Here is an 18,570-nt window from a genome sequence, read left to right on the forward strand (position 1 = left end):
ACGGTACTCGCTCATGCCCGAGTTGCCACATCGCCAGCGCTCCGTCATCGCGCTGACAGCACCTCGCCGACGTATCGGGCCACCGCGGAGACCGCCGCGATGCCCCACGGATAGTCCATCCGGGTTGGTCCCAGCACGCCCACGCCACCGAAGGTGGTGCCCGCGGACCCATAGCCCGTGGTGATCATGGACGCGCTCCGGATCTGCTCGTCCTCCATCTCCTCGCCGATGCGAACGGTCACCATGCCTGGTTGCTGCACCGCCGCGAGCAGCTTGAGCACCACGGCCTGCTCCTCGAGGGCCTCGAGCACCGTGAGCATTCCGGTCGGCGTGCCGCCGAAGTCCGCGGCGTTCGCGGTGAGGTTCGCGGTGCCGCCGAGCACCAGCCGGTCCTCGCTGCGCTCCACGAGCGTCTCCACCAGCACCGTTGCCGAGCGCACGACCGCATCGCGCACGTCGTGCGGCGCCTGCGAGGCGAGCTCCGCCACCGCCACGGATGCCGCGGCGAGCCGCTTGCCCTCCAGCGCGGTGCCGAGCAGCGAGCGCAGCCGGGAGACCTGCTCGTCGTTGATGACATCGCCCAGCTCGACCAGGCGCTGGTCCACGCGCCCGGTGTCCATGATGACCACGAGCAGCAGCCGCGCCGGGTTCAGCGGCACCACCTCGATATGGCGCACCGTGGAGGAGGTCAATCGCGGGTACTGCATCACCGCTACCTGCCGGGTGAGCTGCGCGAGCAGCCGGACGGCGCGGTGCAGCACGTCATCGAGGTCCACGCCGCCCTCGAGGAACTCCATGATGGCGCGGCGCTCCGGCGGCGAGAGCGGCTTGATCTCGGCGAGCCGGTCGACGAACTGGCGGTAGCCCCGGTCGGTCGGCACGCGCCCCGAGGAGGTGTGGGGCTGCCGGATGTAGCCCTCGGCCTCGAGCACGGCCATGTCGTTGCGCACCGTCGCCGAGGACACCCCCAGGCTGTGCCGGTCCACGAGCGTCTTCGAGCCCACGGGCTCATGCGTGGAAATGTAGTCGGACACGATCGCCTGCAGCACGGCAAATCGCCTGTCCTCCGGGCTTGGCATGCGTCCACCACCTCCCCGTTTTCCTTGGTCTGCCTCGGCCTCGCTAACATCCGGATCGCCCTGGCCGGGCACCCCTGCGAGGGAGGCTCCGGCGTTGTCGCCGAGCGATCCGTGGTCGACCTCCTATTTTAGCGCCACCGACGATGCTGCCGGGGTTGCCTCGGACACACCCGCCCCCGCCGCGGCTCAGCCTGCGCTCGCGATGCGCCGCACCACGGCATCGGCGAGCAAGCGCCCCCGGCCGGTGAGCACCAGCCGGTCGCCGTCCTCGACGCCCAGGCCCTCGTCGATGCACGCCCGCGCGACCGCGAGCTCGTGGGCCCCGAGCAACGACAGATCGAGGCCGCGCCGCATGCGGACCTGCAGCATGATCTGCTCGAGATGCTGATCGTCCGTGGTGAGCTCCTCCCGCCCGGCGATGGGCAGCGCGCCACTGGCGAGGGATTCGGCATAGCGCGCCGGATGCTTGGCGTTCCACCAGCGGACGCCCCCGAGGTGACCGTGCGCCCCCGGGCCCGCGCCCCACCAGTTGTCGCCGTTCCAGTAGCCCAGGTTGTGCCGGCACTGGGCATCCGGGCCCGAGGCCCAGTTGGAGACCTCGTACCACTCGAGCCCCGCGCCGGACAGCCGCTCGTCGATCAGCTCGTAGCGGGCGGCGAGCACGTCATCATCGGGCGCGGGCACCACGCCCTTGCGGACGCGCCGGGCCAGCGCCGTGCCCTCCTCGACGATCAGCGCGTACGCGGAGACGTGGTCGACCCCCGCGTCGAGCACCGCATCGAGGGTGGCCGCGAGGTCCGCATCGGTCTCCCCCGGCGTGCCATAGATCATGTCGAGGTTGATGTGCTCGAATCCCGCTGCCCGCGCCTCCCGGGCCGCGGCCACCGCCCGCCCCGGCGTGTGCGTGCGGTCGAGAACGGCAAGGACGTGCGGGGCGACCGATTGCATGCCCAGCGAGACCCTGGTGAATCCTGCCTCGCGCAGCGAGCCAAAGAACTCCGGCGGGGGCGACTCGGGGTTGGATTCAGTGGTGACCTCGGCTCCCTCGGCGAGCCCCAGGGTGCGACGGATCACGCCGAGGACGTCTCCGAGCATGTCCGCGCCGATCAGCGACGGGGTCCCGCCACCGATGAACACCGTGCTCGCCGCCGGGGCATCCGGCGCGCACGCCGTCGCTGCGAGCTCGAGCTCGTGGGCCAGCGCGCCGAACCAGGACTCCGGCGAGGCGCTGGTGCCGAGCTCGCCCGCGGTGTAGGTGTTGAAGTCGCAGTACCCGCAGCGCGTGGCGCAGAACGGCACGTGCACATAGATCCCGAGCGGCCGGTCCGGCAGGCTGGCGCGCGCCCGCTCGGGAAAGACGGATCGGGCGTCGCTGCTCACGGGCATGTCCTCGCTGTCGTTCTGGGCTGTCGTTCTGGCCGGGCCTGCCGGGGCTCGCTGCGGGCCCCTCGTGCCAGTGTGCCCGCCCGCGACCCTGCTTGGAAATCGGTGTTCTAGCTGCACGTTGTGGTGGTCGTCGGTGTTCATGGCACAATGAACGCGTGAGTGGACCACGAGAATGGCTGGCAGGGATGCACCTGGTGCAGCGCCGCCATATCGATTTCAAGCGTGTTTGCAGCTGCTGCTGTCGCAGCATGCCTGCCTGAACGCGCGTCCGCTCCCCCTTGCGTGGCTGGCCGAGCCCGCGCGCCTGGCCCTTGGCCCCGCAGTTTTCCGCTTGCTGCCAGGGAGTGCCGTGCATGCCCTGCACCGCCCCGTGGCATCGTCCCCAGCACACCATTTCCCAGGAGACTTGAATGTCGTCAGCCCACGACGCCACCGCGCGCAGTGACCGTGGCGGCCGTGCCCGCTCGACGCGGCCGCGCCGCCGCAAGTCCGAGGGCCAGTGGAAGCTCGGCTACCGCGAGCCGCTCAATGCCAACGAGCAGTCCAAGAAGGACGACAACCCCCTCAACGTCCGCCAGCGCATCGAGAACATCTACGCGGTGCGCGGATTCGACAGCATCGACAAGGCCGACCTTCGCGGCAGGTTCCGCTGGTACGGCCTCTACACCCAGCGCGCCCAGGGCTACGACGGCACGTGGACGGGCGACGAGAACATCGATGTGCTCGAGGACAGCCACTTCATGCTGCGCATCCGCTGCGATGGCGGCCTGCTCGACCTCGCGCAACTGCGCGTGATCGGCGGGATCTCCAAGGAGTTCGGCCGCGACACCGCGGACCTGTCCGATCGCCAGAACGTGCAGTGCCACTGGATCCGCGTCGAGGACATGCCCGAGATCTGGCGGCGCATCGAGGGCGTCGGCCTGACCACCACCGAGGCGTGCGGCGACACCCCGCGCATCATCCTCGGCTCCCCGCTCGCCGGGCTCGCCGTCGACGAGGTGATCGATCCCACCCCGGCGATCAAGGAGATCACCCGCCGCTACGTCGGTGACCCGCGCTACTCGAACCTCCCCCGCAAGTTCAAGACCGCCATCTCGGGCCTGCAGGACGTCGCGCACGAGATCAACGATTGCGCGTTCATCGGAGTGGACCACCCCGAGCACGGGCCCGGCCTCGATGTGTGGGTCGGCGGCGGCCTTTCCACGAACCCGATGTTCGCGCAGCGCCTCGGCGCCTGGGTGCCCCTCGACGAGGTTCCGGACGTGTGGGAGGGCATCGTCGCGATCTTCCGCGACTACGGCTACCGGCGGCTGCGCGGCAAGGCACGCCTGAAGTTCCTGGTCAAGGACTGGGGCGTGGAGAAGTTCCGCCAGGTCCTCGAGGACGAGTACCTCGGGCGCAAGCTCCTCGACGGCCCCGCGCCCGAGGAACAGACCATGCCGCGCGACCACGTCGGCATCCAGAAGCTCAAGAACGGCAACTACTCGGTGGGCGTGGCCCCGATCGCCGGCCGCGTCTCGGGCACCAAGCTGCTCGCGGTCGCGGATGCCGCCGAGCGGGCCGGCTCGGATGCGGTGCGGCTCACGCCCTACCAGAAGCTGATCATCGTTGATGTGCCCGAGGACAAGGTCGAGGCGCTCGTCGCGGAGCTCGCCGAGCTCGGACTGCCCGCCCGGCCGTCGCTGTGGCGCAAGAACCTCATGGCCTGCACCGGCATCGAGTTCTGCAAGCTCTCGTTCGTCGAGACGCGCAAGCGCTCGCAGGATCTCGTCCCCGAGCTCGAGGAACGGCTCAAGGACCTCAACGACCAGCTCGACGTGCCGGTGACGATCAACATCAACGGCTGCCCCAACTCGTGCGCGCGCGCCCAGGTCGCCGATATCGGCTTCAAGGGCCAGCTCGTGCTCGACGAGGACGAGAACCAGGTCGAGGGCTTCCAGGTGCACCTCGGTGGCCACCTCGGCCTCGCTGCGGACTTCGGTCGCAAGCTGCGCCAGCACAAGGTCACCACCGACGAGCTCGGTGACTACGTCGACCGCGTGGTGCGACAGTTCATCGACGACCGCCACCAGGGCGAGCGATTCGCTGACTGGGTATTGCGGGCCGGCGAGGACAAGCTGCGCTGAGCAGGAACGATCGAGGAAGAGGCACGCATGAGAACGGATAGCGGCGGCCCCCGGCAGCGGGGCGGCGGGAACAGAACCCGCCCCCGCGCCGTTCCAACGTATTGCCCCCTCCCGCGCCCCTCGAACGCACGTGGCCGGCAGCGCAGCCCCGCTGGCCGGCACCCGGAACAGGGTCATGCGGCCGGCACCGTCGGCCACGGGCCCGTTCCCGACCGAAAGGTGAGATCATGAGTATCGCGACCGAGAGCGAGCTGCGCCGCATCGCGGAGCGCGGCGCTGCCGATCTCGACGGCGCCTCCGCCGAGGAACTGCTCCAGTGGACCGAGGACACCTTCGGATCCCGCTACATCGTGGCCTCCAACATGCAGGATGCCGTGCTCGTGCATCTGGCCGCGAAGATCCACCCCGGCGTCGACGTGCTATTCCTCGATACGGGCTACCACTTCGCCGAGACCCTCGGCACCCGCGATGCTGTCGAGCAGGTCTACGGCGTGAACATCATCAACGCCACGCCCGAGCACACGGTCGCCGAGCAGGACAGCATCGAGGGCAAGGACCTGTTCGCGCGCGAGCCCAACCGGTGCTGCTTCCTGCGCAAGGTCATGCCGCTGCGCGAGAACCTCGCGGGCTATGATGCCTGGGTCACCGGGATCCGCCGCGTCGAGGCGCCCACCCGTGCCAATGCGCCGCTGGTGTCCTACGACGAGGGCTTCGGACTCGTGAAGATCAACCCGCTGGCGGCCTGGACCGACGAGCAGATGCAGGACTACATCGACACGCACGGCATACTGGTGAACCCACTGGTCGACGAAGGCTACCCTTCGATCGGCTGCGCGCCGTGCACGGCAAAGCCCGCGCCTGGCACCGACCCGCGCAGCGGGCGCTGGGCGGGCAAGAACAAGATCGAATGCGGCCTGCACGCATCATGACACCATCACAGACCACCGGACTGGCGTCCGCACGAGAGATGAACGGGGTGTTGCCTGACGTGGGCACGCACAGCGCTGACGAAGATTCACCACAGCACCACGCGGCAGCAACGGACTTCGACACGTTGACCGCCCTCGAATCAGAAGCGATCCACGTCTTCCGCGAGGTAGCGGGCGAGTTCGAGCGCCCCGTCATCCTCTTCTCCGGTGGCAAGGACTCCACCGTGCTGCTGCACCTCGCCATCAAGGCGTTCTGGCCAGCACCGCTGCCCTTCCCCGTCCTCCATGTCGACACCGGGCACAACTTCCAGGAGGTGCTCGACTTCCGCGATCGCATGGTCGAGCGGTACAACCTGCGCCTGCACGTCGCCAGCGTCGAGGAGTACATCGCCGACGGGCGCCTCGAGGAGCGCGCCGACGGCATCCGCAACCCGCTGCAAACCGTTCCCCTGCTCGACGCGATCAGCGAGCACCGCTTCGACGCCGTGTTCGGTGGCGGCCGCCGTGACGAGGAGCGCTCCCGCGCCAAGGAGCGCATCTTCAGCCTCCGCAACGCCTTCGGCCAGTGGGATCCCAAGAAGCAGCGCCCCGAGCTATGGAACCTCTACAACGGCCGCCACTCCCCCGGCGAGCACGTCCGGGTATTCCCCCTCTCCAACTGGACCGAGCTCGACATCTGGCGCTACATCGCGCGCGACAACGTCGAGCTCTGCCCGATCTACTACGCGCACGAGCGCGAGGTCTACCAGCGCGACGGCATGTGGCTCGCTCCCGGCCCCTGGGGCGGGCCCGCCGACGGCGAGCAGCTCCAGCACCTCTCGGTGCGCTACCGCACCGTGGGCGACGGATCCACTACCGGCGCGGTGCTTTCGGGCGCCACCGATAACTTCGCGATCCTCGCCGCGGTGGCCGCGTCCCGGCTCACCGAGCGAGGCGCGACCCGCGGCGACGACCGCGTCTCCGAGGCCGCCATGGAAGACCGCAAGCGAGAGGGATATTTCTGAGCATGAGCGACCTACTTCGCCTCGCCACCGCCGGCAGCGTCGATGACGGCAAGTCCACGCTCGTCGGGCGGCTGCTCTACGACACCAAGTCCGTGCTCGCCGACCAGATCGACGCCGTCACCCGCGCGTCCGTGGATCGCGGCCTCTCCACGCCCGACCTGTCGCTGCTCGTCGACGGCCTGCGCGCCGAGCGGGAGCAAGGCATCACCATCGACGTTGCCTACCGCTACTTCGCCACCCCGCGTCGTTCCTTCGTGCTCGCCGACACACCCGGCCACGTCCAGTACACGCGCAACACCGTTTCTGGCGCATCCACCGCGCAGCTCGTGATCCTCCTCGTCGACGCGCGCAAGGGCGTCATCGAGCAGACGCGCCGCCACGCCGCGGTGATGGCGCTCCTCGGGGTGCCCCGCCTCGTGCTCGCGGTCAACAAGATCGACCTCGTGGACAATCCTGGCGAGGTCTTCATCCAGATCTGCACCGAGTTCACCGCGCTGACCACCCAGCTCGGATGGGCGCCGGAGAACGTGCAAGAGATCCCCGTCTCCGCCCTGCACGGCGACAACATCGCCAGCCCGTCCGACCGCACCCCCTACTACAGCGGCCCCACCCTCATCGAGCACCTCGAGTCCGTGCCCGTCGATGCCGAGCCGCACAACGTGGGCCTGCGCTTCCCCGTGCAATACGTCATCCGCCCCCGCACCGCCGAGCACCCCGACTACCGCGGCTACGCCGGCCAGATCGCCGCTGGAGAAGTCCGCCCCGGCGATGAGGTGCTCGTGCTGCCCGCGGGGATCCGCAGCACCATCGCGAAGATCGACACCATGGATGGCGAGCTCGACCACGCCGAGGCGGGCCGGTCCGTCACCCTCCTGCTCACCGACGACATCGACATCTCGCGCGGGGACGTCATCACGTCTCCCGGCGACGCCCCCGAGCCCATCAGCGAGTTCGAGGCCACCGTGTGCGTGCTCGCGGACAAGGCATTGCGTCCCGGCGCCCGGCTGCTGCTCAAGCACGGCACGCACACCACCCAGGCGATCGTGGGTTCCCTCATCGAGCGCTTCAACGAGCAGGAGCTCCGCGCCGATCCCGCGCCCGAGACCCTGGCGCTCAACGACATCGGGCGCGTCCAGATCCGTGTTGCCAGCCCTATCGTCGCCGATGACTACGCGATCAACCGCCACACGGGCAGCTTCCTGCTCATCGACCCCGCTAGCGGCAACACTCTCGCCGCCGGGCTCGTGGGCGATGTGCTCTCGGCTGTGGAGATCGGCGAACGGCGCAACAGCTAGGGCGGTAGCCACTCGCCAGTGCGCGGTAGCCACTCGCCAGTGGAAGCTTTTCCCGCTCCAGTGAGGAAAAGCTTCCACTGGCGACGGGCATGCATCCACCAGCGCAGCCGGGCTACTGGTCCCGACCCCCGCGAGGACTACTCGCCGCCGCCGTTCGGCGCGAAGTCGAGCTGCTCGACGACCTGCACGGGGTGGCCGACCTCGGAATCCATAGTGATAGCAATGCCGTCGCGGAAGGGCTGGACGGCCCGGACGAGCCCGTCGCTGCGGGAGGGAACGCGCCACGGCTCCCACCGGGCACCGTGCTCGGAGAGCCACACGACGGGTCCGCTGGCTTCGTTGGAGGTGTAGCGGCCAGCCGCGGCGAATCCTCCTGCGACGCGGACTGGCTCGCGCATGGTGGCGCCGAACCCGGTTCGGAAGGTGCCCTCGAACTCGATGCCATCCTCGGTGCGGAGCACGATGTTGCGACCACCGGTAGTGGCGCTGAGGACGGCTTCCTCGTCGCTTGCGGCGCAGCCCGTCAGCTCTCCCTGGCCGCTGCCGAGGATGTCCGCGGTGGCGCGGGTCCATCCGTCGGTGTCCTTGCGCCAGATCGCGGGCACGGACGCGCCACCGTCCAAGGTGGATCCGGCAACGAGCACGGGACCGCCACCGATCTGGCAGACGGCGCTCGCGGCGCTGCCCTCATCGCTGCCGCCGAGGATCTGCTCCATGGTCCAGCCGCGTCCGTCCGGGGATGACCAGACCGTGGCAGTGGGCGGTTGGTCGGCTTCGGGGCCGGTGGAGGTGCCGACGGCGTACCAGGCCTCATCGGTCCGGGTGACGGCGGCCAGGCTGGCGTCCGCGACCGCTCCGAATCCCTCGACGGGGATCCAGGGCTGGTCGTTGGCGGGCTGGAACCAGCCGCGCGCCTCGATGCGGTTGCTCTCGAGGCTGAACTGGGAGCCCAGCGCGATGATCTCGTCGGCATCGGTGCTAGAGACGACGCCGCCGATGAGCCCGGCGACCTCGGGCGGGTCGAGGGTGATCGGAGCGAGGACAAGCGGATCCTCCGGCGCGGTGCCACCGCGGAGCTCAAGGAGGTCGCGCTGCTCGGAGCTGCTGAAGTCCGCTCCGTCGATCTCGTAGCGCACCTGCAAGGTGGTGGCGAGCACGCGACCGGCAGCGGAAACGATATCCTCCACCTGCGCGACCTGTTCGCTGGTGCCGACGCGCTGGACCTCGCGCCATTCCTCGCCGGGGCCCTTGACCCCCATCACGACCTCTCCGACGGCGAACGAGCCGAGCAGCACGGCGCGTTGCTCGGGGTTCATGCCGAGGACGACTCCGCCGACCCCAGGGAAGTCCATGGGCTCGGAGACTCCGTTGAAGAACCATTGGCCGTCGGCGGTGCGGTGGTAGAAGCCGGCCCGGAGGGAATCGTTGTTGCTCGCGACGGCGAAGAGGTCACCGCCGCGGGCAGAGGGCCGGCCGAGGGTGGTGTCGACCCCTTCTGCGACATAGAAGACCGATTCGGCGGGTGGCGCGGGCACCGTCTCGGCGTTCCACTCGGCGCCGTCGCCGGAGGACCACGCGGCGGGGACCTGCCCGCGCTCAGCCTGGGGGTTGAGCGTTCCGCCGGTCATGACGAATTGATCGCCGATGCTCTCGACGCCCGAGATGACCATCTCGTTGCTGCTGCCGATGGGGTGCGGGCCATCCCAGGTGCTGCCCGCATCGCTGGAGGTGTAGGAGACGAACGTGCCGGCTGCTCCCTCGTCGCCGCGCTGCGCGATGAGCACGACAGTGTCGCCGTGGGCCGCCATGTCCACGATGAGGCGTTGCTCCCGGTCCGGGATGCCGGGGAGCAGCGTGTACTCGATCGAGTCACCCTCGACGATGGCAACGCCAATTTCCTTGTCCAGCGAGTTGCCCGCAGTGATGATCTTGGTGGCGGTGACGGTTCCGGTGACGACCCTGAACTCGTTGGCATACTCCGGCGGCAGCGGCACGGCCGACCAACCGCGGCGATCGGTGGAGCGCCAGATGCGGGATACGAGGGAGCCCTCCTCGAAGGCGGTTCCCACCACGGCGCTGACAGCCTCGTTGCCAACAAGGCCTCCGGAGAACGCGTGCGGATAATCGGGCGCTACCTCGACGGGTGTCCACGCCTCACCATTGTCCGCGACCCACACCACCGGACGGGTGGAGCGCCCCGGGGCAGCCATGTTGAGGGCGACGGCATACGGCGCGTTCTCGCTGGGAGGCAGCAGATCGAGGCCGCGGCCGGCGAACTCCCCTGCCCGGAAGAGCGAGCCGGGCACATCGACGGGCACGCTGTTGAGCTCGCGCAGCTCCACGGGCTGCGCCTCGGTGGTCTCCGTGGTGGGCTCGGTGGAAGCTTCGGGGGCCTCGTCCGGCGTGGAGGCGCACGAGGCGGCGAGCAGCGCGGCCGCGAGGACAGCGAAGTGGCGCCGAGCCTTGAGACGATTCGGCGGAGCGTGGTGTGTCCTGTTCGCGTGCCCAGGGTGCGCCATGATTCCGACACTAATGCGTATCGCTCGCGGCTATGACTAGATTGCCCGAGTTCACCACGGGATCTTGCCGGTCCCGCGCCGTCCTCGCTGAGCTGGGCGCCGGCGATCAGACGCGGGCGGTGGCCGCTCCGGGGATGTGGGCGGCGCGCACGTAGATCTGCTCCCCCCGCTCGAGGCCGAGATCGTCAGCGTCGCCCCGGGTGATCTGCGCGGACAGGCGCGGATCGCCGTTGAGGGGCGCGAGCTCCACGCGCACCTCGAAGCCGAGCCGGACGATGCGATCAACGGTGGCCTCGACGGCCCCCGGGTGGAATATCCGGTCGAGGTGAAGATCGTGCGGCCGGACGAGGTTGCCGTTGATGGTGGCCACGGGCCCGAGGAAGGACATGACGAAGTCGTTGGCGGGCCGCTCGTAGAGATCGTCGGGCGAGCCGACCTGCTCGATGTTGCCGCGATTCATGACCGCGATGCGATCGGCGACGTCGAGGGCTTCCTCCTGGTCATGGGTGACGAGGACGGTCGTGACATGCACCTCGTCATGGAGCCGGCGGAGCCATTCACGAAGATCGGCCCGCACCTTGGCATCGAGCGCGCCGAATGGCTCGTCGAGCAGCAGCACCTTCGGATCGACGGCCAGCGCCCGGGCGAGGGCCATGCGCTGCCGCTGCCCGCCGGAGAGCTGCGAGGGGTAGCGGCGCTGGAAGCCGTCGAGGCCCACGATGCGCAGCAGCTCGTCCACACGATCATTGATCTCGTTCTTGGGGCGGCGGCGGATGCGCAGGCCGAAGGCGATGTTGTCGCGCACGGTCATGTGCTTGAACGCCGCGTAGTGCTGGAACACGAACCCGATGCCCCGCTTCTGCGGCGGCACCCCGGTGACGTCCTCCCCACTAATGGTGATGATGCCCGAGTCGGGGCTCTCGAGCCCAGCGATGGATCGCAGCAGCGTGGACTTGCCGGAACCGGAGGGGCCGAGCAGCGCGGTGAGGCTGCCGGAGGGGATGTCGAGGTTGATGCCGTCGAGAGCGACAAAATCCCCATAGTTCTTCCGAACGTCGGTCACGGTGATCATGGTGTGCTCCGCTTGCGGTCGAGTAGGGTCATGAGCAGCAACGTCAGGATCGCGATGCCCATCAGCAGGGTCGCGGCGCTGTAGGCACCGAAGGTGTTGTGATCGTCGATGTAGCGGGCATGGACGAGCAGGGTGAGGGTTTGCGACACTCCCGCGAACCCGGACGAGACCATCAGCACGGCGCCGAACTCGCCGAGCGCTCGCGCCACGGTCAGCACCACCCCGTAGGTGAGCCCCCAGCGGATCGCGGGCAGGGTGATCAGCAGGAACGTCTGCCACTTGCTCGCCCCGAGGGTGGCGGCGGCCTGCTCCTGCTCCTCCCCGATCTCGCGCAGCACCGGCTCGACCTCGCGCACCACGAACGGCAGGGTCACGAAGATCGTCGCGAGCACCATGCCGGGCAGGCCGAAGATGACGCGCACCCCCGTGAGCTCCACGAGGCTGCCGAACCAGCCACCGACGCCCCACAAGGTGATGAGCGCGACGCCCACCACCACGGGCGAGACCGCGAACGGGATGTCCACCACGGCCTCGAGGAGCCGCCGCCCGGGGAACCGTCCCCGAACGAGCGCGAGAGCGGTGACGATCCCGAAGATCACGTTGATGGGCACGACGATGGCGACGATCAGCAGCGACAGGTTCAGCGCGGAGATCGCGGCGGGGGTACTGATGGCCTCCCAGAACGCGATGAAGCCATTCTCGAAGGACCGGTACAGGATCATGCCGATCGGGATGAGCAGCAGCAGCGCGAGATAGGCCAGCGAGACGAAGCGCAGCAGGTAGCGGGCGTTCTTGCTCAGGATCATGTGTCCTGCTCCTCCCGCCGCGTAGCGCGGTTGGACAGGATGCGCAGCACGAGCAGCGTGACGAACGCGATGGCGAGCAGCACCACGGAGGTGGCGGCCGCATCGCTGGGCCGGTCCATCTCGAGGAGTTGCTGGATGTACTGGGAGGTCACCTGCGTCTCGCCGCGGATGTTGCCGCCGATGAGGATGATCGAGCCGAACTCGCCGATCGCGCGGGCGAACGCCAGCCCCGCGCCGCCCAGGATGGCGGGGGCGAGCACGGGCAGCACGACCTTCCGCAGGATCGTCAGGTTGCCCGCTCCGAGCGAGGCCGCTGCCTGCTCGACATCCCGGTCAAGCTCCATCAGCACGGGCTGCACCGAGCGCACCACGAACGGCAGGGTGACGAAGGCGAGCGCCACCACGAGGCCCGCCTTGGTGGCATTGAGGTGCACGTTGATGGGGCTGGCCGGGCCATAGAGGGACAGCAGCACGATGCTCGCCACGATGGTGGGCAGCGCGAACGGCAGATCGATGAGGCCGTTGACGAACCGCTTGCCGGGGAACTCATCGCGCACCAGCACCCAGGCGATCATCGTGCCGAACACGACATTGATCAGGGCGACCACGACCGAGACGAAAACGGTGATGCGCAGCGACGCGAGCGCGCCGGGGGCGGTGATGGCCTCCCAGAATCCTCCGATGCCACCGTCGAGCGCGGTGGCGGCGAGCGCGGCCAGCGGCAGCAGCACGATGATGCTGAGCCACAGGACGGCCATGCCGACGCCGAGCGAGCCGAAGCTCGGTGATCGGCGCCGGGGCCTCGCCGGGGCTGATGTCGTGGTCATGCTGCTACCTCAATGCCTCGTAGTAGATGACGGAGATGAAGCCCTCGTCGGGATCGAACAAGGTGGCGTTGACCTCGTCCCAGCCACCGAGATCATCGATCGACCACAGGCGCTCGGGCTCGGGGAACTCCTCGGCGAACTCATCGAGGACCCCGGGCACCACCGGCCGGTAGCCGGCCTCGGCCCAGGCGCGCTGTCCCGCCACGGTGTACTGGAACCGGATGAAGTCCTCCGCGAGCGGGCGGGTGGCCGCGCCGGGACGATCGATGATCGCCACCGGGTTGTCGATGCGCAGCGTGCGCGGCGGGATCACATGCTCGAGCGGATCGCCATTGCGCTCGAGGAAGATCGCCTCGTTCTCATAGGTGATCAGAACGTCGCCGCGGCCCTGCAGGAAGGCCTCGGTGGCTTCGCGCGCCGAGCCCGGCTGGATAGTGATGTGATCGTTGACCAGGCGCTCGACATACTCGAGGCCTGCCTCGGGATCCTCGCCCCCATTGCTGGCCACCGCATAGGGCGCGAGCAGGTTCCACTTCGCCGAGCCGGAGCTGAACGGGTTCGGGGTGATGACCTCGAGGCCGGGACGGAGCAGATCCTCCCACTCCTCGATGCCGAGCGGGTTGCCCTCCCGCACCACCAGCGTCACCACGGAGCCGAAGGGAACACCACCGTGCTGGCCGTCGTTCCAGTCCTCGCGCACGAGCCCCTCGTCGACGAGACGGTCCACATCGGGCTCGGTGGAGAACGTCACGACATCGGCCGGGGCGCCGAAGGCGACCTTGCGGGACTGGTCGGCGGAGGCGCCGAACGATTGGAGGAACGAGATGCCCGAGCCTTCGGGGGTCTCCGCGAACGCGGGGATGACCTCGTCGAAGCCCGGCTTGGCGACCGCGTAGGCGAACAGCCCGAGCGTGCCGCGGCTGCCGTCGCCGCCGATGGTGGACTGGCCGGGGATATCGCTTGGCCCGCCCGCGCAGCCTGCCAGCAATAGGGCGGCTGCGGCGGCCAGGACAGGCAACCGCCTCGCCCAGTATCCGCGCGGCTGAGGTCGCATTGGTGAACTAGCCTTCCCGTCTCGACTGACATGACACTAAGCGGTTCATATCGGAGGCGTGCAGCCACGATCACTCCAGGGATATGAACTGCCGCCATGATTCGGGGGCGGCGCCCGGCCAGCTCCTATGCACGCAACGCGTGACGAGCAAGGCTCAGCTCAGCGACAACACATGATGTCAGCGACGGCGGGCAGGCCGACAGCAATGAGCGCCAATCGATGGCGTACTACATACTGCTCGGCTGCTTCCACGGGGCCAATCCTAACAGGGGCAGCCGCATGCGGGAAAACGCACGACGACCTCCCACGGGCCCTCGCGTGTCTCACAGCATCGATAGCCCCCACGCGATGAGCACCAGCACCAGCAGCGCCACCAGCGCCAGCGACACACGGGACCTCGGCATCAGTGCTCTCCATTCCTTGCCTCTGCAGCACCATCGCCCAGCTGCGGACCCGTCTCGCCTGCGCGATGCGCGCCCCGCCGGAGCACCCGGTAATACACCGCGCTGCCCACGGCATCGAGCCAGCGAGCGAGCACGAAGCACAGCGGCACCACGATCAGGGCAACGATCGCGACCTGCGGCAGGAACGGCAAGCCGATGATCCACAGCTCGGCTCCATCCCACCAACGGGCCACCATTTCCACGCCACCACTCTAGCTGCCGCCACGCCTGGCCACCCCGCGGGATCGCTCCAGGGGTCCGCCGCCTGCCCGGCCCCGCCGTGGAAACCGCCGGACGCCGAATGCGCGCGAGCGTCCCCTGGCCGGGCCACAATAGGACCATGGCGACACCCCCCAAGGAGACTCCCCCGGAGGAGACATCCCCGAACCGCCGCGATCGAGGCGCTGCCGATCCTGGCCTGCCCGCCCCGCCGCGCGCCCACCACACCGGGTTCCCCCCGATCGGCGAGTACGGGTTCCTCTCCGACTGCGAGACGACCTGCCTCATCGCCCCCAACGGCGCGGTCGAATGGATGTGCGTGCCCCGCCCCGACTCGCCCTCGGTGTTCGCCGCGATCCTCGACCGCAGCGCCGGGCACTTCCGCCTCGGCCCCTACGGCCAGACCGTGCCCGCCGCGCGCCGATACCTGCCAGGCGGGCTGATCCTGGAGACGACCTGGCAGACCGAGACCGGCTGGCTGACCGTGCGAGATGCCCTCGTCATGGGCCCCTGGCACAACACCGAGGAGCGCTCCCGCACCCACCGCCGCACCCCCACCGACTGGGACGCGGAGCACATGCTGCTCCGCACCGTCAAGTGCGTCAGCGGCACCGTGGAGCTCGAGCTGACCTGCGAGCCCGCGTTCGACTACCACCGCAAGTCCGCGGCCTGGGACTACTCGGGGAAGGTGTACGAGCAAGCCACCGCGTACTGCATCGAGTCCCCCGACGGGGAGCCCCAGCTGACGCTCACCACGAACCTGCGGCTGGGGCTCGAGGGCAGGGAGGCCCGCGCCCGCACCCGCATGAGCGAGGGCGACCGTGCCTACGTCGCGCTCTCCTGGGGCGACCTCGCCGCGCCGCCGACCTACGACGAGGCCGCGGAGAAGATGTGGCAGACAGCCGAGTGCTGGCGGCAATGGATCACCATCGGTCGCTTCCCCGACCACCCGTGGCGCAGCTACCTGCAACGCAGCGCCCTCACCCTGAAAGGCCTCACCTACGCGCCGACCGGGGCGCTGCTCGCCGCCGCCACCACCTCGCTGCCCGAGACCCCGGGCGGCGAGCGCAACTGGGACTACCGCTACGCCTGGATCCGCGACTCCACGTTCGCCCTGTGGGGCCTCTACACGCTCGGCCTGGACCGGGAGGCGAACGACTTCTTCGCCTTCATCTCGGACATGGGCGTCAACGAGCAGGGCGAGCCCGTGTCCCTGCAAGTGATGTACGGCGTCGGGGGCGAGAAGACCCTCACCGAGGCCGAGCTCGGCCACCTCACCGGCTACGAGGGAGCCCGGCCCGTCCGCATCGGCAACGGCGCGTTCGATCAGCAGCAGCATGATATCTGGGGCATCATCCTCGACTCGGTCTACCTGCACGTCCGGTCCCGCAACCAGGTTCCCGAGTCGCTCTGGCCCCTGCTCAAGAGGCAGGTCGAGGAGGCCATCGACAACTGGCGCAAGCCCGACCGGGGCATCTGGGAGGTCCGCGGCGCCAAGCAGCACTTCACCTCCTCGAAGATCATGTGCTGGGTGGCCCTCGATCGGGGCGCCAAGCTCGCCGCGATGCACGGCGAGGACGACTACGCCACGAGCTGGTCGGCGATCGCCACCGAGATCAAGGAGGACATCCTCGCCCACGGCGTCGACGACCGGGGCGTGTTCACCCAGCGCTACGGCGACCCCGCGCTCGACGCATCGCTGCTGCTCGTGCCGCTGATGCGATTCCTGCCTGCCGACGACTACCGCGTGCGCAACACCGTGCTCGCCATCGCCGACGAGCTCACCGAGGAGGGGCTCGTCCTGCGCTACCGCGTCGAGGAGACCGACGACGGGCTCAGTGGCGAAGAGGGAACGTTCACGATCTGCTCGTTCTGGCTGGTCTCGGCACTGGTCGAGATCGGCGAGGTGCAGCGCGCCAAGCACTTGCTCGAGCGGCTCCTCGGCTTCGCGAGCCCCCTCGAGCTCTACGCCGAGGAGATCGATCCCCGCACCGGCCGGCACCTCGGGAACTTCCCGCAAGCTTTCACGCACCTCGCGCTGATCAATGCTGTCGTGCATGTGATCCGCGCGGAGGAGGAGCAGGAGGCCGGGGCGTTCAGCCCGGCTCACTCGCACTAGCCGCGCGAGCTCGCCGGGCCGGGGCGAGGCGCCCTTTTCGGATTCGCTAGCCAATGTCACGTTTCGAGCCACGTGTCGCGGCGTGTCGCGTGACGTTGGCTAGCAGATTCCACGGCCGCTCAGCGCAGCCACCGAGCCAGGGCCGGGCCGAGCCGCGAAAGCAGATCCCGCCCTGCCGCCGCAAGGACTAGGCGGTGGCAGGGCGGGATCGCGAACGAGCAGCAGGGTGGTCACGGCATGGTGGCCACCTCCGCGCTCCTACTTCTCGAGCTCGGTGTCCTTCTCCTCCTCGTCACGGACGACGATCGCTTCCTTGCCGCCGCGGGAGGTGAACCGCTTGAGCGGCTTGCGCAGGGATTGCGCCGGGCTGAGCATCCAATCAGCGTTGTCGAGCACGTTGTCGAGCCGACCGAGCGACTCGTTCAGCGAATCGAGCGACGAGTTCAGGGTGTTCAGGCTGCCATCGAGCTTGCCAAGGGTGTTGTCGAGCTTCTCGAGCACGAGGAGCAAGCGATCGGTGATGATGTCGAGCCGACCGAGGGTCTCGTCCAGGTTGAGCACCGCATTGGTCAGCTGCTTGATCTTGCGGCCCGGGCCCCAGCCCTTCGTGGTCTCCTGCGGTGAATCAGTCATGGGTTCTCCTTAGCTAGCACGCCGGCCCTGGTCTCGGGATCCGCCCTGGGGCGAATCCGTATGCCTGAATCCTAGGGCACTGCGACCGGATCGGCGCAGGCGAGTGAACGTAGTGCCGGTCACATGCCGCAAAACCGGCTCAACAGTTTCTCCGCGTCACTTCCGATGCCCGACACCACTTCCGCCACTGGCCGGGACGCCTTCACCAGGCCCGCGGCCTGCCCGGCATACACCACGCCGTGGTCCGGATCGTCCGCTTCATACTCGGCCGCGATCTGGTCCTCCCCCGCCCCCGAGCCATGGAACTGGTCGCTGAAGCTGTTGCGGATCGCGCGCCCGAACCAGCGCGGCGACCACGGCTGGTGCCGGGCCTTGTCGAACACGTCGGTATACACGGTGTCCGTGCTTGCCGCCCGCAGCAGCCGGTCCACCGCATACGCGGGGCCGATGGTCTCCGGGCTACCGAGCAGCACCGTCCCGATCAATGCACCCGCGCCTCCCGCGGCGAGCACCGCGGCCAGCCCGCGTCCCGTCGCTATGCCACCCGCCGCGAGCACGGGCAGCGTCGTCGATTCCAGGACCTCCTGCAGCAGCGGCAGGGTCGCTATGCGCCCGGTATGCCCGCCGGCCTCCGCGCCCTGCGCCACTACCGCGTCCACTCCGGCGTTCTCCGCCACGCGCAGGTCCTCGATCGTGTTGACCTGGGCGATGGCGAGCACCCCAGCCTCGTGCACGCGCGGGACGTACGGCGCGGGGTCGCCGAAGGACAGGGATACCAGCGCGGGCCGCGCCGCGAGGGCCGCATCGAGCAGCGCGTCATCGTCGTCGAGCGCCCAGGTCATCAGGCCCACGCCGAACACCCCGCCGATGTCCCGCGCCACGGTCGCCTCCGCCGCGATCCACTCCGGCGTGGTGTAGCGGGCCGCGCCGAGCATGCCGATGCCTCCCGCGCGGCTCACTTCCCCCGTCAGCTTGCCGCCCGCGCGACCGCCCATGGGCGCGCCCACGATCGGATAGGTGATACCAAGCTCCCGCGTCAACCATGTCGTCAGCACATGT

Annotated in this window: 15 protein-coding genes and 1 pseudogene; 5 read left to right on the top strand and 11 right to left on the bottom strand. The window is 69.0% G+C overall.

From position 1 onward, the window contains the following. Positions 1–44: 44 nt before the first annotated feature. Entirely contained in the window at positions 45–1,079 is a 1,035-nt protein-coding gene (gene hrcA, locus HT102_RS03875; RefSeq protein WP_192038110.1) for a heat-inducible transcriptional repressor HrcA, read from the bottom strand. A gap of 186 nt (positions 1,080–1,265) precedes the next feature. Then, positions 1,266–2,465: a radical SAM family heme chaperone HemW gene (gene hemW / locus HT102_RS03880; RefSeq protein ID WP_192038111.1), complete on the bottom strand. Its 1,200-nt coding sequence runs from the start codon at positions 2,463–2,465 to the stop codon at positions 1,266–1,268. Between the two features lie 410 nt (positions 2,466–2,875). Here hemW and HT102_RS03885 point away from each other — a divergent pair, with 410 nt between their 5' ends. From HT102_RS03885 to HT102_RS03900, 4 genes are all read left to right on the top strand, one after another. Next, positions 2,876–4,591, top strand: a complete 1,716-nt coding sequence (locus tag HT102_RS03885; RefSeq protein ID WP_192038112.1) for a nitrite/sulfite reductase — start codon at positions 2,876–2,878, stop codon at positions 4,589–4,591. Positions 4,592–4,818: 227 nt separating this feature from the next. Next, on the top strand, positions 4,819–5,520 hold the full coding sequence (locus HT102_RS03890; protein WP_192038113.1) for a phosphoadenylyl-sulfate reductase: 702 nt from the start codon (positions 4,819–4,821) through the stop codon (positions 5,518–5,520). Beyond that, entirely contained in the window at positions 5,499–6,524 is a 1,026-nt protein-coding gene (cysD, locus tag HT102_RS03895; RefSeq protein WP_408611299.1) for a sulfate adenylyltransferase subunit CysD, read from the top strand. Before HT102_RS03890 ends, cysD begins: the two co-directional genes overlap by 22 nt. A gap of 2 nt (positions 6,525–6,526) precedes the next feature. Next, positions 6,527–7,819, top strand: a complete 1,293-nt coding sequence (locus HT102_RS03900) for a sulfate adenylyltransferase subunit 1 (protein WP_192038114.1) — start codon at positions 6,527–6,529, stop codon at positions 7,817–7,819. A 137-nt stretch (positions 7,820–7,956) separates the two neighbouring features. On the opposite strand, the gene HT102_RS03905 is transcribed toward HT102_RS03900, so the two are convergent. From HT102_RS03905 to HT102_RS03930, 7 genes are all read right to left on the bottom strand, one after another. Further along, positions 7,957–10,338, bottom strand: a complete 2,382-nt coding sequence (locus HT102_RS03905; protein WP_192038115.1) for a hypothetical protein — start codon at positions 10,336–10,338, stop codon at positions 7,957–7,959. 106 nt (positions 10,339–10,444) lie between these two features. After that, complete coding sequence (locus HT102_RS03910; RefSeq protein WP_192038116.1) at positions 10,445–11,410, bottom strand: sulfate/molybdate ABC transporter ATP-binding protein; 966 nt, start codon at positions 11,408–11,410, stop codon at positions 10,445–10,447. Continuing rightward, on the bottom strand, positions 11,407–12,216 hold the full coding sequence (cysW, locus tag HT102_RS03915; protein ID WP_192038117.1) for a sulfate ABC transporter permease subunit CysW: 810 nt from the start codon (positions 12,214–12,216) through the stop codon (positions 11,407–11,409). Before cysW ends, HT102_RS03910 begins: the two co-directional genes overlap by 4 nt. Then, positions 12,213–13,043: a sulfate ABC transporter permease subunit CysT gene (cysT, locus tag HT102_RS03920; protein WP_192038118.1), complete on the bottom strand. Its 831-nt coding sequence runs from the start codon at positions 13,041–13,043 to the stop codon at positions 12,213–12,215. The genes cysW and cysT overlap by 4 nt, the downstream gene beginning before the upstream one ends. Positions 13,044–13,047: 4 nt before the next feature. After that, entirely contained in the window at positions 13,048–14,097 is a 1,050-nt protein-coding gene (locus tag HT102_RS03925) for an extracellular solute-binding protein (protein ID WP_192038119.1), read from the bottom strand. A 159-nt stretch (positions 14,098–14,256) separates the two neighbouring features. Then, positions 14,257–14,616, bottom strand: a complete 360-nt coding sequence (locus tag HT102_RS16385; protein WP_408611300.1) for an Ms4533A family Cys-rich leader peptide — start codon at positions 14,614–14,616, stop codon at positions 14,257–14,259. After that, positions 14,501–14,737: a hypothetical protein gene (locus HT102_RS03930; protein ID WP_225443258.1), complete on the bottom strand. Its 237-nt coding sequence runs from the start codon at positions 14,735–14,737 to the stop codon at positions 14,501–14,503. Before HT102_RS03930 ends, HT102_RS16385 begins: the two co-directional genes overlap by 116 nt. A 251-nt stretch (positions 14,738–14,988) precedes the next feature. On the opposite strand from HT102_RS03930, the pseudogene HT102_RS03935 reads away from it, so the two are divergent. Next, a pseudogene (locus HT102_RS03935) lies at positions 14,989–16,878 on the top strand (glycoside hydrolase family 15 protein); the annotation flags it as partial. Positions 16,879–17,136: 258 nt separating this feature from the next. Here HT102_RS03935 and HT102_RS03940 read toward each other — a convergent pair. Together HT102_RS03940 and HT102_RS03945 are read right to left on the bottom strand one after the other, a co-directional pair. Beyond that, positions 17,137–17,511 (bottom strand): hypothetical protein, encoded by a 375-nt coding sequence (locus HT102_RS03940; RefSeq protein WP_192038121.1) that lies wholly within the window; start codon positions 17,509–17,511, stop codon positions 17,137–17,139. A 119-nt stretch (positions 17,512–17,630) separates the two neighbouring features. Then, positions 17,631–18,566, bottom strand: a complete 936-nt coding sequence (locus HT102_RS03945; protein ID WP_192038122.1) for an NAD(P)H-dependent flavin oxidoreductase — start codon at positions 18,564–18,566, stop codon at positions 17,631–17,633. Between the last annotated feature and the right edge of the window lie 4 nt (positions 18,567–18,570).

This window comes from Lolliginicoccus lacisalsi, assembly GCF_014841105.1.
GTDB classification, from domain to species: Bacteria; Actinomycetota; Actinomycetes; order Mycobacteriales; family Mycobacteriaceae; genus Lolliginicoccus; species Lolliginicoccus lacisalsi.

What these genes read in the sequence shown, in the direction of transcription:
- hrcA (WP_192038110.1), bottom strand. Translation starts at nt 1,079, where the DNA reads ATGCCAAGCCCGGAGGACAGGCGATTTGCCGTGCTGCAGGCGATCGTG.
- hemW (WP_192038111.1), bottom strand. Translation starts at nt 2,465, where the DNA reads ATGCCCGTGAGCAGCGACGCCCGATCCGTCTTTCCCGAGCGGGCGCGC.
- HT102_RS03885 (WP_192038112.1), top strand. Translation starts at nt 2,876, where the DNA reads ATGTCGTCAGCCCACGACGCCACCGCGCGCAGTGACCGTGGCGGCCGT.
- HT102_RS03890 (WP_192038113.1), top strand. Translation starts at nt 4,819, where the DNA reads ATGAGTATCGCGACCGAGAGCGAGCTGCGCCGCATCGCGGAGCGCGGC.
- cysD (WP_408611299.1), top strand. Translation starts at nt 5,499, where the DNA reads ATGCGGCCTGCACGCATCATGACACCATCACAGACCACCGGACTGGCG.
- HT102_RS03900 (WP_192038114.1), top strand. Translation starts at nt 6,527, where the DNA reads ATGAGCGACCTACTTCGCCTCGCCACCGCCGGCAGCGTCGATGACGGC.
- HT102_RS03905 (WP_192038115.1), bottom strand. Translation starts at nt 10,338, where the DNA reads ATGGCGCACCCTGGGCACGCGAACAGGACACACCACGCTCCGCCGAAT.
- HT102_RS03910 (WP_192038116.1), bottom strand. Translation starts at nt 11,410, where the DNA reads ATGATCACCGTGACCGACGTTCGGAAGAACTATGGGGATTTTGTCGCT.
- cysW (WP_192038117.1), bottom strand. Translation starts at nt 12,216, where the DNA reads ATGATCCTGAGCAAGAACGCCCGCTACCTGCTGCGCTTCGTCTCGCTG.
- cysT (WP_192038118.1), bottom strand. Translation starts at nt 13,043, where the DNA reads ATGACCACGACATCAGCCCCGGCGAGGCCCCGGCGCCGATCACCGAGC.
- HT102_RS03925 (WP_192038119.1), bottom strand. Translation starts at nt 14,097, where the DNA reads ATGCGACCTCAGCCGCGCGGATACTGGGCGAGGCGGTTGCCTGTCCTG.
- HT102_RS16385 (WP_408611300.1), bottom strand. Translation starts at nt 14,616, where the DNA reads ATGCCGTGGGCAGCGCGGTGTATTACCGGGTGCTCCGGCGGGGCGCGC.
- HT102_RS03930 (WP_225443258.1), bottom strand. Translation starts at nt 14,737, where the DNA reads ATGGTGGCCCGTTGGTGGGATGGAGCCGAGCTGTGGATCATCGGCTTG.
- HT102_RS03940 (WP_192038121.1), bottom strand. Translation starts at nt 17,511, where the DNA reads ATGACTGATTCACCGCAGGAGACCACGAAGGGCTGGGGCCCGGGCCGC.